Source organism: Nocardiopsis sp. Huas11 (assembly GCF_003634495.1).
Classification (GTDB): Bacteria; Actinomycetota; Actinomycetes; order Streptosporangiales; family Streptosporangiaceae; genus Nocardiopsis.
In genome coordinates, this window is sequence record NZ_RBKY01000001.1 from 6,253,845 (window position 1) to 6,267,716 (window position 13,872).

The following is a 13,872-nucleotide window of genomic DNA, read 5'->3' on the forward strand; positions in this document are numbered from 1 at the left end:
TGAGGACGCGTCGGGGACGCGCACGCCTGCCACCGCCCTCGGCCCTCCCTCGGGGCGTGGGACCACCGGCGGCACGGGAGCGCCGCCGGGCGGAGGCAGGTCTTCGGACTCGTGGGCGGCGCCGGACGACCGGCTCACCTACTCGACGCCGCTTCCCAGCCTCCGACCGTTCCGGTCGGCGTGCCAGTGCTCATGGCGCCTTTCGTTCCCACTCACCGCTGCGGGGCAGTCCCGGACTCGCACCGGGTTCCCTCTTGCGACACAGACCACAGCATCGCGGGCGGGGCCCGGTGCGTTCGTGGACTGTGTACCTTCCACGGCTGCAAGTATAGGGAGACCCCCGCTTCGCCCCTGCACCCGGCACCGCAACCCCTTGCCCTACGCCCGTTCGCGCGCGAACCCCCGTTCCGTGCCGAGCGTCACACAACACACGAACAAGCGTTGCGCGCGAGAGCACCCCGGTTCCGCGCGAACGTTCGTCTGCAGATGAACGTGGAGAACCCCTGGTGAACAAGCCGTCCCACCCCACGATGGCACCTGATCGCCCCGTGATCACCGTTGTGGTCGCGATGGTGGTCCTGTTGGGACTGGTGTACCTGGCGACCCGCCCCTCGGGTCCGATGTCCCCCATCGGCTCGGAGACGACCTCGCACGGGTCCCCCGAGGAGAGCGCCCCCGCGGTGCCCGCGACCGGCGAGCCCGACCAGCTGACGGTGGTCGACCCGTCCGAGGTCGCGGACCTCGACGAGGCGGAGCTCGCCTACGACGGCGACCTCGACGTGGTGGTCCGCTACCCCGTGCTGCCCAACGCCGAACCGCTGACCGACTTCCTCGACCGGACGCTGACCGCCGGCGTCCAGGCCTTCGACGCCGCCAGCCCGGGCGCGGAGTCCTACGAGGCCGAATGGCAGATCACCGCCGCCAACGACGACGTGGTGGGCGTGCGGATGATCAGCCTGGAGACCGACTCCGAGGGCACCCGGGAGTGCTATTCGACCTACTGGTACGACACGGCGACCGGGGAGGCCTTCGAGTCCACGCGTTTGTTCGCCGGCCAGGAGCAGCTGGCGGAGGCCAACGGACTGGTCAGGGAGGGCGTGCCGGACGCGGCGGAGGCCGGCACCATCCACCCGCTCGGATCGCTGTACGACTCCGTCGGGTTCAACCCGGACGGCGACCTGGTCGTGGAGTTCGACGCCGGCCAGGTGGCCCAGGCCGGCGAGGGCCGCGTGCACGCGGTGCTCGGCCGTGACGCGGCCGAGCCCCTGTTGTCCGAATGGGGGACGCGGGTGCGCGACGCGGCGACCGTCGGGGTCCGGTCGTTCGCGATCGACGGGCCGCCCGAGGCCGACACGGACGGCCGGGCCGCTCCGGCGCCGGGCCACCTGTCCCCGGTGGACGAGAACGTGGACTGCTCCGACCCCGAGACCAAGTGCGTGGCGCTGACCTACGACGACGGCCCCGGCGGGGGCACCCCCGCGCTGCTGGACACCCTGGCGGAGTACGACGCGCGCGCCACGTTCTTCGTGACCGGTGTGCCGGTCATGGAGGACCCGTTGACGGTCCGGCGGGCCTACGCCGAGGGCCACGAGATCGCCAACCACACGCACGAGCACCCCGATCTGACGGGTCTGGGCGCGGGCGGTGTGCGCTCGGAGCTGGCCACCGTGCAGGCGCTGGTCTACCGCGAGACCGGCTACACCCCCGACCTGATGCGGCCGCCCTACGGCGCGACCGACGACAACGTCGCGTCCGTGACCGCGGACATGGGGCTGGCCCAGATCCTGTGGAGCATCGACACCAACGACTGGAAGGACCGCAACGCGTCGGTGGTGAAGGGCCGCGCCCTGGACGGTGCCTCCGACGGCGCCATCATCCTCATGCACGACATCCACGACACGTCGATCTCCGCCTCCCACGACATCATCCGTGAGCTGGACTCGCGCGGCTACACGATGGTGACCGTCTCCCAGATGCTCGGTACCACCGAGCCCGGGCGGACCTACGTCGACGGTGCCCCCGCGCCGCCGCAGGAGAGCCCCTCCCCCGAAGAGGACGCGTAGGCGACGACGGACGCCACGCACAGGGGATGACGCCCGGGGGTGCCTTGACCACTTGTGGTCAAGGCACCTGGGGGGTACCCCCGGTCCTCTATCTTGCTGGCAGGGTGAGCGTGGTATCGGTCCAGGTTGAGGGAGTCCGTCAGTGTCAGCGACCCGAGGTCCCCAGGTCAGGGCCGGGTGCCACCCGGGATCAGCCCGGCGGTGGAGGACCGGTGCCGCCCTCGTGGCGGCGCTCCTGCCGGTGGCCGCCTGCGCCGCCGTCACCGGAGGCGTCACCGCCGCGCCCGAGGACATCACGGTCCTGATCGATCCCACCGAGGCGGCCGGGTCGGACGAGGCGCCCGTGGACGAGTGGACCGGCGACGCCGGGGCCTTCGAGGACCATCCGCACCGGCCCGAGGGCGTGGAGATCAGTGTCGCCCACCCGGAGTTCACGGGGGCGGCGGAGCGGTTCAGCACGGACCTGGCCGCTCAGGTGGACCGGGACGTGCGGGACTTTCGCGGGGCCAGCCGGGAGCCGGTGGGCCTGGACATCGGCTGGGAGGTCGTCGCCGCCGGCGAGGACGTGCTGGGCGTGCGCCTGGTCCGGACGGAGACGGACCTGCACGGCACCCGCCAGGCGTACGGGACCTATTGGTACGACGCGCGGACCGGGCTGACCCGCTACGCCACGGAACTGGTGCGGGACCAGTCGGCGCTGGAGGAGCTGAACGGGCTGGTGTCCGCCGCCCTGGCCGATGACCCGGACGTGGGCGCCGAGGTGCTGTACCCCGTGCTGGGGACCTATGACTCGATGGGCTTCAACGCCGACGGCGACCTCGTGGTGGAGTTCGACGACGGCCACCTGTCACCGGCCCGCGAGGGGCACCCGCCCGACCCCGGGCCTGGCCGGATCACCGCGGTGCTGGACGCCGAGGAGGTCGCTCCGCTCCTGTCCGACCTGGGCGAGCGGGCGCGGACCGCCTCCCTGGTGGAGGAGCCCGACCTGGACGTGCCCGAGCCGAGCGTCGAGCACGAGGCGCGTCCGGCGGTCCCCGGCGAGATCACCGCCGGCACCGGCCAGGACTGCTCCGCCGAGGACGCCAAGTGCGTCGCGCTGACCTTCGACGACGGACCGGCCGAGACCACCCCCCACCTGCTCGACATCCTGGCGGAGGAGGAGGTCCCCGCGACGTTCTTCCTCAACGGGAATCCGGTGCTGACCTATCCCCACGTGCTGCGCCGCGCCTACGCCGAGGGCCACGAGATCGCCAACCACAACGATCTGCACGAGCACCTGCCCGAGTACGAGGCCGACGAGCTCCCCGCGCAGATGGCGGTGGTGAGCGCGATCGTGCGGCGCAACACCGGGTACACCGTTGACTTGTTCCGGCCGCCGTTCGGTGCGAGTTCTCCTGAGATCCGCCAGGAGATCGGTGATCAGGACATGGCCGAGGTCCTGTGGAGCTCGGACAGCGAGGACTGGATGGACATCGACCGCGACGAGATCGTGGAACGGGTGCTGCACCAGGCCGAACCGGGCGGGGTGGTCCTGCTGCACGACACGCTCCCGACGACCCTGGCGGCCGTTCCGGAGATCGTCGAGCGGCTGCGCGAGGAGGGCTACGTGCTGGCGACCGTCAGCGAGACCCTCGGCGACCCCGAGGTCGGAGAGTCCTACCCCGAGGGCGAGACCGTCCCGGAGATCGAGGGCTGACCGACCGGCACCCGCACCGGTGTTGACGGCCACGGGGACGCCAGTGGATCGGCCGTCACCGCGATCCCGCGGGAGAACGGACACATGACCGACTTCGACGAGATGAGTGAACGCGAGTACTTCGCCGGCGTGGGCGAACGGCCGGGGATGTTCGTCGGCCGCCCTTCCTTCCACGCGCTGACCGCATTCTTGACCGGATACGACCAGAGCTCGGCTCGACATGGGGCGCCCGGGCTGGAGGGGTGGCACGGGTGGCTGGTCACCCGCCGAGGACGGGACTGTAGTCACGCATGGCCCGGCCAGGTCCTGCACATCGCCCTGCCCGACGGCTGGGACGACCTCTGGGAACTACCGCCCGAGCACGAAGCCCGCTCGATCGAGGTCCTCTTCCGACTCCTCGACGAGTTCCTCGCGAACCGTGAGAGCAGCGCCAGGGAGTAACCGGCTCCGCGTGCGCCTCAAGCGGAGACCCGTAGACAACCGGGGAACCCGGATCGGTCCGGCGATGTGCGCGTGCGCCGAGGAGAAACGACGGCGCTCCCCGGTGTCCGGGGAGCGCCGACCGTCGACCGGCGGTCAGGGCCGCCGGCGCTGGGTCAGGCGGTCTTCACCGCGGGGTCCTCGGCCAGGGTCAGCGCGGGAGCCGGGGCGTCCACGCCCACGGCCTCGCCGACCGAGGCGTAGCCGGCGGCGCGGACCAGGCGGGCCAGGCCGCGGTGGATCCGTCGCGGCCACATCGGGCCGCCGTAGATCAGCCCCGTGTAGCCCTGGACGAGGGTCGCACCGGAGCGGATCCGGTCCCAGGCGTCCTCGGGCGTCTCGATGCCGCCGACCGCGATCAGCGTGACCTGCCCGCCCACCCGGGCGCGCAGACGGCGCAGGACCTCCAGCGACCGCTGCTTGAGCGGCGCACCGGACAGGCCGCCCGCTCCGGCGGCCGACACCTCCTCCTCGGAGGCCAGCAGGCCCTCGCGGGAGATCGTGGTGTTGGTGGCGATGATCCCGTCCAGACCTTCGGCCAGGGCGAGGTCGGCGACCGCGTCGATGTCCTCGTCGGCCAGGTCCGGGGCGATCTTGACCAGCAGCGGCAGCGACGCGTGGCCGGAGTCGGCCAGGGCCTCGCGCACCGCGGCCAGCAGCGGGCGCAACTGCTCCACGCCCTGCAGGTTGCGCAGGCCCGGGGTGTTGGGCGAGCTGACGTTGACGACCATGTAGTCGGCGTAGGGCGCCAGACGAACCGCGCTGGTGGCGTAGTCGGCGGGCGCCTCGGCCTCGGGCGTCACCTTGGTCTTGCCGATGTTGACGCCGAGCACCGGGCGGCGGCGGCCGCGCTGGTGGTGCAGGCGCTCGGCGACCAGGGCGGAGCCCTCGTTGTTGAAGCCCATGCGGTTGACGATGGCGCGGTCCCGGACCAGCCGGAACAGCCGGGGCTTGGGGTTGCCCGGCTGCGGCTGGGCGGTGACGGTGCCGATCTCCACGAACCCGAAGCCGAGCGCGCCCAGGCCCGCGGGGCTCTCCGCGTTCTTGTCGAAGCCCGCCGCGAGCCCGAGCGGGCCGGGGAACTCCTGGCCCAGGGCGCGCACCGTGAGCTCCGGTTCGCGCGGGCCCAGGACCCGGCCCATGGCCGCGGCCAGCCCGGGCACGGCCGCCGCGCCGCGCAGGGCCGCGAAGCTCAGCTTGTGCGCCTTCTCAGCGTCCATGTGGCGCAGCACCGAGCTGAAGAGAATCTGGTAGAACAACGGCTATCCGTTTCCGTCGCCCTCGCGCTCGGCGAGGTAGCGTTCGAGTTCCGCGCCGAGTTCGTCGGCGGTGGGCAGACCGGCCTCCTCCTCGGCCAACGGGAGCGTGGTCCGCTCCTCGGGGTCGGTCCGTGAGGACATGATGTCGTCGTACTGCCGCTCCAGGTTGCTCACGACACGCTGGACCTCCTCGGAGGCCGCCACCTGTTCGGCGATGTCGACGTCCGTCGCGCCCGCGATGTCCTGCAGCCCCTGGCTGGGCAGGGCCAGCCCGGTCGCTCCGGCCACGAACTCCACCGCGGCGATGGCCGCCCTGGGGTACGGGGACTGGGCCAGGTAGCTGGGCACGTGGACGGCGTAGCCGATGAAGTCGTGGCCGCGCTCGCCCAACCGGAACTCCAGCAGCGACACCGCGCTGCCGGGCACCTCGACCCGACCGATCCAGGGTGTGTGGCCGGCCACCAGCTCGGGGCGGGTGGAGTGCGGGGTCACGGTCACCGGCCGCGTGTGCGGCACCGCCATCGGGATGCCGTGGACGCTCAGGGTCAATGTGACGGAGAAGTGCTCCACGAGCTCGGCGACGGCGGCGACGAAGCCCTCCCACTCACGGTCCGGCTCCGGTCCGTGCAGGATCAGGAAGGGGACGTCGTCCTGGTCGAACATCCGGTAGAGCGCGAGCTTGGGGGCGTCGTAGTCGGTCCAGACGTTCTCCACGAAGGTCATCGTCGGGCGCCGGGACCGGTAGTCCACGAGGCGGTCGGTGTCGAAGGTCGCGATCTCCTCCGCGGTGGACCGGTCGAACAGCTCCGAGGCCATCTGGCGCCCGGCGTGTCCGGCGTCGACGAAGCCGTCCAGACAGACCAGCATCGCCAGACCGGCGACGTCGTCGAATCCGGGATGGAGTTGGTACAGATCTGCGGGGTCACGCACCGGGTTCTCGTCTCCAAAACTGGTCGGGATCGCAGGGACCGCGACGTTCACGCCGTGGCCGGGCCGCCACGGCGCGTGAGCCCGCGACGGGCCTGTCCGGGTCGCCCCGTGACCGCCTCGCCTGGACCGCTGTGCCCTGCTTGTCCACAATACCGACCTCCCAGTGGTGACCGCGGGCCGTGGGGTGACCGTCTCACCGGGGGGTGAGAGCGCTCACAGCGCCCCTGGCGAGGGCCTATCCGTGGAGGTCAAGGACTCTGAGCGTGCGCAGCCGGTTGAGCGTGGCGGCGATCTCGTACCGGCGCGGCAGGGCGTAGTCACCGCCGAAGTCTCCGCCGAGCAGGGTGACGCCGTCCGACTCCAGCGCGCGGTCCAGGCGGTCGAGGGCCTGGGCCAGCGTGCGGGTGCCCTCCAGGTGTCCGCCGTGCACGAGTGCGCGCAGGGCCAGGCCGGCCCCGGTGATCTGTCCCGGGTCGACGAACTGCTCCAGGGCGCGGACGTCGATGTCGCTGTTCCCGAACACCAGCACGTCCATGTCGCGGCGCTTGATCCTGCCGCGGCCGCGGGCCGTGCTGTCGTCCACCGACTTCGGGTCGACGACACGGGCGCGGGGCATGGCGAAGTCGGCGTCGGTGCGCTCGTGCGCCAGGGCGCGGGCCCGCTCGGTGACGTCGTGCGGGTGGTAGGCGTCGAGCATGACGACCAGGTCGGCGACGTCGAAGTAGTCACCGCTGCCGCCCATGACCAGGACGGTGGACACGCCGTGTTCGCGGTGGAGCGGGCGGACCAGGTCGATGAACGGGATCAGCGGCTCGCGGTCGCCGTGCACGAGGGCCTGCATGCGCTCGTCGCGGATCATCAGGTTCGTGGCGGTGGAGTCCTCGTCCACCAGCAGCGTGCGGGCGCCCGCCTCGACGGCCTCGCAGATGTTGGCGGCCTGGGAGGTGGACCCGGAGGCGTTCTCGGTACGGAAGTCGCTGGTGTCGGCGCCGGTGGGCAGGTTGCGCACAAAGGCGCTGACGTCGGTCCGCTCGACCCCGCGGCCCTCCTCCGCGCGGATCTTGACGGCGTCGTCCCGGGTGACGACGAGTTCGCGGCCGTCACCGGGCACATGGTCGTAGACACCGCGCTCCAGGGCGTGCAGGAGGGTGGACTTGCCGTGGAAGCCGCCGCCGACGATCAGGGTGATGCCCTCGGGCACGCCCATGCCCGTGACGGCGCCGCGGTGCGGCAGGTCGACGCTGACCCGGAGCGAGTCGGGCGAGGTGAAGGGCACGGCGCCGCCGGTCATCGGCTGGTCGCTGACGCCGCTCCTGCGGGGCAGGACGGCGCCGTCGGCGACGAACGCGACGAGCCCGCGCTCGGCCAGCCGGGAGCGGAGCGCCACGGTGTCGGCCACGCTGTCGGCGAAGGCCACGGCCTCCTCGGCGTCGATCTCCTCCCAGTCGAGGTCGTCGACCAGGCCGGGCAGGGTCCGGCAGAGCTCGCGCTCGGCCCCGCGGCCGTCGATGCGCCGCCCGTGGCCGGGTAGATCGATGCCGATCCGCAGGTCGAAGCCGCCGTCGGTGAGTCGGCAGGAGGAGCGTTCGATGACCTCCTGGCCGCCGGTGTCGATCTTGAGCAGCGAGTCCTTGAGCAGGCGGCGCGCCCGGCGGCCCAGGTAGTCGGCGGTGGCGCGACGGCGGACCGGGTCGCGCCAGGCGCTCTCGGGCACTCCGCTGTCGGGCACGAGCACCCGCACGCGCGAGGGCGGGGCGAAGGGGTCGGCCTGGACGCGCTCCACGGTCAGGGTGAAGTCGCCGAAGTCCCAGTCGCCCTTGAGCGTCTTGTAGCGGCCGTAGGAGGCGCCGTCCATCTTGAGCAGCTCGGACGAGAGCCGCGCCTCGTCGCGCACGCCCCGGATGGGTTCCGGCTCGGGCCTGCGCCCGCCTCCCCCGCCGCCACGGCCGCCGCCGTAGCGGCCGCCCCGGCCGCCGCCCCCGTCGCGTCCCGCCATCAGTGCCCCCTTGGTGTTCGCTTCACGTCTGCGGCCAGGTTAGGGCGTTGGGGCCCGCGCCGCAGAAGGCCTGTGGACAGACCGCGTGCCGCACCTCAGACGTCCGTCGAGCCCTCAGGTCACCGCGGCGCCGAGCACATCGGCCAAGCGGTCCCAGGGCTCCCCCTGGCGGTCGCCGCGCAGGACGAGGCCGAGCGCCGAGTCGGGCATCCCTGCCACCGGAACGTAGGCGATGTCCGGCCGCCGGTTGTACTCCGCGGTGGCGGCGCACACCAGGAGCGCGCTCCGCTCCGAGGCGACCAGGGTCAGCGCCTCCTGGAGCGTGCCCGCCCGCCCCTGCTGAGGGATGCTCCGGCCGCCCGGGGTGACCAGGGGCGAGTGCACCCGCCGCCAGTAGGACGGCGCCCGACCGGCCAGACGGACCAGGGGGACCCCCGCCAGCTCCTCGGCCGCGAGCTCCTCCCGAGCGGCCAGCGGGTGGGCCGTGGACAGGGCCAGGACCAGGGGTTGGCGGGAGAAGGTCAGGCGCAGCGCCAGATCAGCCTCCTCCACCGGCAGCAGGACGACGGCGGCGTCGATCCTGCCCGCCCGCAGCAGGGTGAAGGGGTCCGCCAGGGGGATCTCCACGATGTCGACGTCGACGTCGGGGCCGCCGCGCTGGAACTCGGAGATCGCCCTGGCCACGGACTCATAGACGGCGCCCTGGAATCCGATCCGCACGTGCCGGCGACGGCCCCGCGCACGGGCCCGGGCGTCCTCGACCACACCGGCCAGCGCGCCGTAGGCGGGACGCAGCGACTCCAGGAAGTCGGCGCCGAAGGCGGTGAGGCGGACCCTCCTGCTGGTGCGGTCCACCAGGCGTGCGCCGATCCGGTTCTCCAGCGAGCGCAGCAACTGGCTCACCCGGCTCTGGGAGAGGTGCAGTCGCTCCCCGGTCTGGCCGAAGTGGAGCTCCTCCGCCAGGACCAGGAAGCACTCCAGCTCGCCCGCCTCGATCGTGGGCGCCACGCCCCGCCTCCCGTCCCGGCCCGCACGCGGCCCGCGTCTTCGCCTCTGTCGATCCCGTGACGTGGATCGATGAGCTCAGCTCATCGAAGTATGAGGGATTCCCCGTTGTTCGTCGACGCGGCCGGGCCTTGACTGGCCCACATGCCGCACGTATCCGAGGCCCGGTCCTCCGCATCCACACCACTGCCCTCGCCCGCTCGGGGGTGGCTCGCCGTCACCGCGGTGGCCTTCAGCACTTTCACCGTGGTCACCTCCGAGATGCTGCCCGTGGGGCTGCTGACGCCCATCGGTGACGGTCTCGGCGTCACCGAGGGCACCGCCGGGCTGACCCTGACCGTCACGGGCCTGGTCGCGGCGGTCTCCGCGCCGTTCGTCCCCGCGGCCCTCGGTCGCACGGACCGCCGGCTCGCACTCGTCCTGCTGATGGCCCTGCTCGCCGCCGCCGACCTGCTGTCCGCCTGGGCGCCGACCTTCACCGTGCTGATCGCGGCCCGCGTCCTCGTCGGCCTCGGCATGGGCGGGGTCTGGGCCCTGGCCGCCGGGCTCGCCCCGCGCCTGGTGGCCGCGCGGTCGGTGGGGGCGGCCACGTCGGTGATCTTCGCCGGCATCGCGGTCGCCTCCGTCCTCGGTGTGCCCACCGGCGTCTACATCGGCGCCCTGGCCGACTGGCGCCTGGCCTTCACCGTGTTCGCGGTGCTCGCCCTGCTGCTGTCGGCGGCCATGGGGCTGCTCCTGCCCCCGCTGCCCGCCGAGCGCGGCACCCGGCCGCGCGGGACCGCCGGGCTCCTGCGCGATCCGAAGGTCGCCACCGGGCTCGCCGTCGCGGTGGTGCTCGTGACCGCCCACTTCGCGGCCTACACCTACGTCCGCCCCGTGCTCGAGGCGGCCGCGGGCATCGGCGCGGGGGCGGTCGGGGCGCTGCTGCTGGTCTACGGTCTCGCCGGCGTGGCCGGGACCTTCACCGCCGGCCCGGTGGCGGTCCGGGTACCGCGGGCCACCCTCGTCGTGCTCATCTGCCTCCTGGGCGGCGCGGTGTCGCTGGTCCCGGCGATCGGTGTCACCGCGCTCGCGGCCGGCCTGCTCATGGCCGTGTGGGGTCTGGCCTACGGAGGGGTGTCCGTCAGCGTTCAGGCCTGGATGATGCGCTCCGCCCCCGAGGAGCGTGAGAACGCGTCGGCGCTGTTCGTGGGCGCCTTCAACGGCAGTATCGCGCTCGGCGCGCTGGTCGGCGGGTTCGTGCTGGACGGGGCGGGCGGCGCGGTCCTGATGTGGTCGGCCGCGGCGCTGGCCGTGGGCGCGCTCCTGGTGGCCCTGCTCGGCCGCGCCCCGGCCCGCACGGGCTGACGGCGTCGTCCCGGGCGTCCGGCGTCCCGGCCGCCCTGACCATCCGGCCCCGTGCTCGGCCCGGCCCTCCGGGTCACCCGGCCTCGCGCGGACCGGACGGGCGGCTCGGGGAGGACGTCGGCGAGGAGGTCCCGCGCACAAAGAGATCGGCCCCGGGGCAGATCCGGGGCCGATCTCGGAAACGCCCCGACTGCGCCGACACCAAGGGGGTGTGCCGGGATCCCGCCGGGGCGCGCACCTCTCCGGGAGGGGTGGGGAGGTGCCTGGGTTCATTCTTACCGGAAGACGAGGTCCTGTGCGGGGGAAACCTTGATTCCGTCGGCCTGGAGTTCGCGCTCCACGGTCGCGGCCGTCTCGGGGGCGCTGAGGGACCCGGGATAGGTGGCGTGCGCCCCCGCCGCCAGGACGACGTCGTAGCCCTCCTCCAGGGCGGCCCGACTGGTGGCGGCGATGCAGAACTCGCTCTGGAACCCCGCGACGACCAGCGTCCGGACGCCGAAGCCGTTGAGCGAGGCCGCCAGCCCCGGGACGGAGAACGCGTTGGGCTCGGTCTTGCGGAAGACCGGTTCCCCCGGCTCGGCCGCGAAGACCGGCTGCCAGCCGGGGGTGTGCGGCCGGTCCGGGTCGATGTCGCTGCCGTCGTTGAGGACGTGGACGACCGGCGCCCCGGCGGCCCGGGCCCGGGACAGGAGCCCGGACAGCACCGGGCGGACGGCGTCGGCCTCGGGCACGGGGAACTCGCCCTCCAGCATGTTGCGCTGGACGTCGACGAACATCAGTGCGAAGGACATGGCGCCATGGTGGCAGAAGTCACACTCGAACGCTAGTTCGACACGGCGGCGCGCAGGGCCCGGTCGTGCTCGTCCACGGGCGGGTCGTCCAGGTCCCCGACGAAGACCGCGACGAACTGTCCGCCGCGGTCGGCGACTTCGTCCAGGAGCTCGCGCCAGTGCACCAGGTTGGGGTGCCGGAACTCGGTGCAGGCCTCGGCGGGGGACAGCTCGGCGACGGCCGTCTCCAACTGCCCCCGGGAGAGCGGATAGGTGGCCGTCCCCGAGGCGTGGCCCACCGCCCGGGCCAGGACGATGGCCGGGAAGTAGTTGCCGCCCGCGTTGGTCAGCCCGAAGCTCGTCTCGCCGTCGCGGACGACCCCCACGGCGAAGGCCGCGGGACGCTCCCACCCCGGGTGGGAGGCTTCCATGCGCTCGCGCGCGGCGATGATCTCTTCCTTGGTGGCCCACTGCTCCATGGCGGACGTCCCTTCTCTGGTTCGGTCCCCAGACCCTAGGGCATGCGCCGCGGGGCCGCCCGCCGGTCGACGGTCCGCCACGGCGCGGGAGGCGCTACCGCGGTCCCAGCACCACGGCCTCTCCGTCCACGTCCCGACGTGTGAGGTCGGTGTAGGTCTCGCGGCGGACGACCTCCCGGGCCCGGCCGTCGTGGCAGAGGACCACCGGAGGCCGGCGCGCGCCGTTGTAGTTGTTGGCCAGCGAGTAGCAGTAGGCGCCGGTGACGGGCACGGCGACGACGTCGCCCGGACGCGGGTCGGCGAGCGGGACACCGGAGGCGAGCCGGTCGCCGGACTCGCAGTGCCGTCCGACCAGGTGGCAGGGGTCGCCGACGCCCACCCGGGCGGCCAGTACCGCCTCGAACCGCTGCCCGTACAGGGCGACCTCCATGTTGTCGCCCATCCCGCCGTCGACGGCGACGATGTCCGGCTCGCCGCGCTTGACCGTCACCACCCGGTAGAGGGTCGCGCCGGCCTCGGCCACCAGGGAGCGCCCGGGTTCGATGATGATCCGCGCGTCGGCGGGCAGGCGGGTGCGCGCCACCCCGACGAGGGCGTCCAGGTACTCCTCGACGGCGGGCGGGTGGTCGTCGTGGGTGTACCGCGCGCCGAGCCCTCCCCCGAGGTCGTAGACGGCGAACGCCCCGAGGTCGGCGACGGCCTCCACCGCGCGGGCGAACGGCTCGGTGCCCAGGATCTGCGAGCCCACGTGGACGTGCACGCCGTCCAGGCGCAGCCGGTCGCTGCCCCGCAGTCGGGCGATCGCCTCCCGGGCCCGCGCCGGGTCGAAGCCGAACTTGGACCCGCGCCCGCCGGTGGCGACCGCTTCGTGGGTGTCGGGCCGGATGTCGGGGGTGACGCGCACGAGGACGCCCTGGTCGCCGGTGGTCAGGCGTTCGAGCCGGTCGATGTCGTCGTCGTTGTCGATGACGACGAGCCCGGCGCCGGCGCCGACCGCGTCGCGGATCTCCTCGTCGGTCTTGGCGTTGCCGTGCACGACCAGGCCTCGCGGATCCGCGCCCGCGCGCAGCGCCACCGCGAGCTCACCGCCGCCGGCGACGTCGACGCCCAGGCCCTCCTCGACCAGCACCCGCTCGATCGCCGTGCAGGGGAAGGCCTTGGAGGCGAACACCACCTGGGAGTTCGGCCACCGCTCGGCCAGGCCCGCCGCGTAGCGGCGCGCGCGTGCGCGCAGGGCGCCCTCGTCGACGATCATCGCCGGGGTGCCGAAGCGCTCGGCCAGGTCCTCGGCGCGACAGCCGCCGATCATCAGGGCTCCGTCGGGGCCGACGGTGCTCCCCGGAGGGAACAGGGACAGGGCTGCGGGCGGGCTGGTCCCGGGCATGGTCGGGCCTTCCTCGTCGTGGTGGGCCGCCACGGGGGCGGTCACCCCATCCTGGTGCGCACGGCCTGGTCAGGCATTGGCGCACACGCTTAAGCTCGCGTCATGGACTCTTGGATTTCGCCAAACCGCGGCGAGGACGCCGAGCCCGGTACGTCTTTGCGCGCGGTCCTGGAGTCCGTCGGCCCGGTCATGCTCACGGTGCTGGACGCGCCGCAAGGCAGGACCGCGCCGCAGGCGTCCGTTGAGGGTGGTAGCCCGCCCCGACGCGGAACGCCCCCCACGGGCGATGGCGGGCGACGGGAAGACAGGACCGCGCCGCAGGCGTCCGTTGAGGGTGGTAGCCCGTCCCGACACGGAACGCCCCCCACGGGCGATGGCGGGCGACGGGAAGACAGGACCGCGCCGCAGGCGTCCGTTGAGGGTGGTAGCCCGTCCCGACACGGAACGCCCCCCACGGGCGATG

At 73.2% G+C, this 13,872-nt stretch carries 11 protein-coding genes and 1 riboswitch; of the genes, 4 read left to right on the plus strand and 7 right to left on the minus strand.

The features are described from left to right. Positions 1–95: 95 nt before the first annotated feature. Positions 96–278: riboswitch (cobalamin riboswitch) on the minus strand. 252 nt (positions 279–530) lie between these two features. The 3 genes from DFP74_RS28200 to DFP74_RS28210 all read left to right on the plus strand — a co-directional run bounded on the left by DFP74_RS28200 (position 531) and on the right by DFP74_RS28210 (position 4,200). Continuing rightward, positions 531–2,063, plus strand: coding sequence for a polysaccharide deacetylase family protein (locus DFP74_RS28200; RefSeq protein WP_121188582.1), 1,533 nt, complete (start codon positions 531–533; stop codon positions 2,061–2,063). 142 nt (positions 2,064–2,205) lie between these two features. Further along, positions 2,206–3,759, plus strand: coding sequence for a polysaccharide deacetylase family protein (locus DFP74_RS28205; protein ID WP_121186350.1), 1,554 nt, complete (start codon positions 2,206–2,208; stop codon positions 3,757–3,759). An 84-nt stretch (positions 3,760–3,843) separates the two neighbouring features. Then, complete coding sequence (locus DFP74_RS28210; protein ID WP_121186352.1) at positions 3,844–4,200, plus strand: hypothetical protein; 357 nt, start codon at positions 3,844–3,846, stop codon at positions 4,198–4,200. 155 nt (positions 4,201–4,355) lie between these two features. Here the strand turns inward: DFP74_RS28210 and DFP74_RS28215 are convergent, their stop codons facing one another. The 4 genes from DFP74_RS28215 to DFP74_RS28230 form a co-directional block, all read right to left on the minus strand. After that, the gene (locus DFP74_RS28215; RefSeq protein ID WP_121186354.1) at positions 4,356–5,498 is read right to left on the minus strand and encodes a quinone-dependent dihydroorotate dehydrogenase; all 1,143 of its coding nucleotides are present in this window, start codon (positions 5,496–5,498) and stop codon (positions 4,356–4,358) included. A 3-nt stretch (positions 5,499–5,501) separates the two neighbouring features. Beyond that, positions 5,502–6,428, minus strand: coding sequence for a proteasome assembly chaperone family protein (locus DFP74_RS28220; RefSeq protein ID WP_121186356.1), 927 nt, complete (start codon positions 6,426–6,428; stop codon positions 5,502–5,504). Between the two features lie 235 nt (positions 6,429–6,663). After that, entirely contained in the window at positions 6,664–8,424 is a 1,761-nt protein-coding gene (locus DFP74_RS28225; protein ID WP_121186358.1) for an ABC-ATPase domain-containing protein, read from the minus strand. Between the two features lie 114 nt (positions 8,425–8,538). Further along, positions 8,539–9,432, minus strand: coding sequence for a LysR family transcriptional regulator (locus DFP74_RS28230; RefSeq protein ID WP_121186360.1), 894 nt, complete (start codon positions 9,430–9,432; stop codon positions 8,539–8,541). 141 nt (positions 9,433–9,573) lie between these two features. On the opposite strand from DFP74_RS28230, the gene DFP74_RS28235 reads away from it, so the two are divergent. Beyond that, positions 9,574–10,776, plus strand: coding sequence for an MFS transporter (locus DFP74_RS28235; RefSeq protein WP_121186362.1), 1,203 nt, complete (start codon positions 9,574–9,576; stop codon positions 10,774–10,776). 275 nt (positions 10,777–11,051) lie between these two features. On the opposite strand, the gene DFP74_RS28240 is transcribed toward DFP74_RS28235, so the two are convergent. The 3 genes from DFP74_RS28240 to lysA all read right to left on the minus strand — a co-directional run bounded on the left by DFP74_RS28240 (position 11,052) and on the right by lysA (position 13,454). Beyond that, positions 11,052–11,567 carry an isochorismatase family protein gene (locus DFP74_RS28240; RefSeq protein WP_121186364.1) on the minus strand — a complete coding sequence of 172 codons (516 nt, stop codon included), beginning with the start codon at positions 11,565–11,567 and terminating at the stop codon, positions 11,052–11,054. A 32-nt stretch (positions 11,568–11,599) separates the two neighbouring features. Next, on the minus strand, positions 11,600–12,025 hold the full coding sequence (locus DFP74_RS28245) for a hypothetical protein (RefSeq protein ID WP_121186366.1): 426 nt from the start codon (positions 12,023–12,025) through the stop codon (positions 11,600–11,602). Between the two features lie 94 nt (positions 12,026–12,119). Then, entirely contained in the window at positions 12,120–13,454 is a 1,335-nt protein-coding gene (gene lysA / locus DFP74_RS28250) for a diaminopimelate decarboxylase (RefSeq protein WP_199725802.1), read from the minus strand. Positions 13,455–13,872 lie beyond the last annotated feature (418 nt).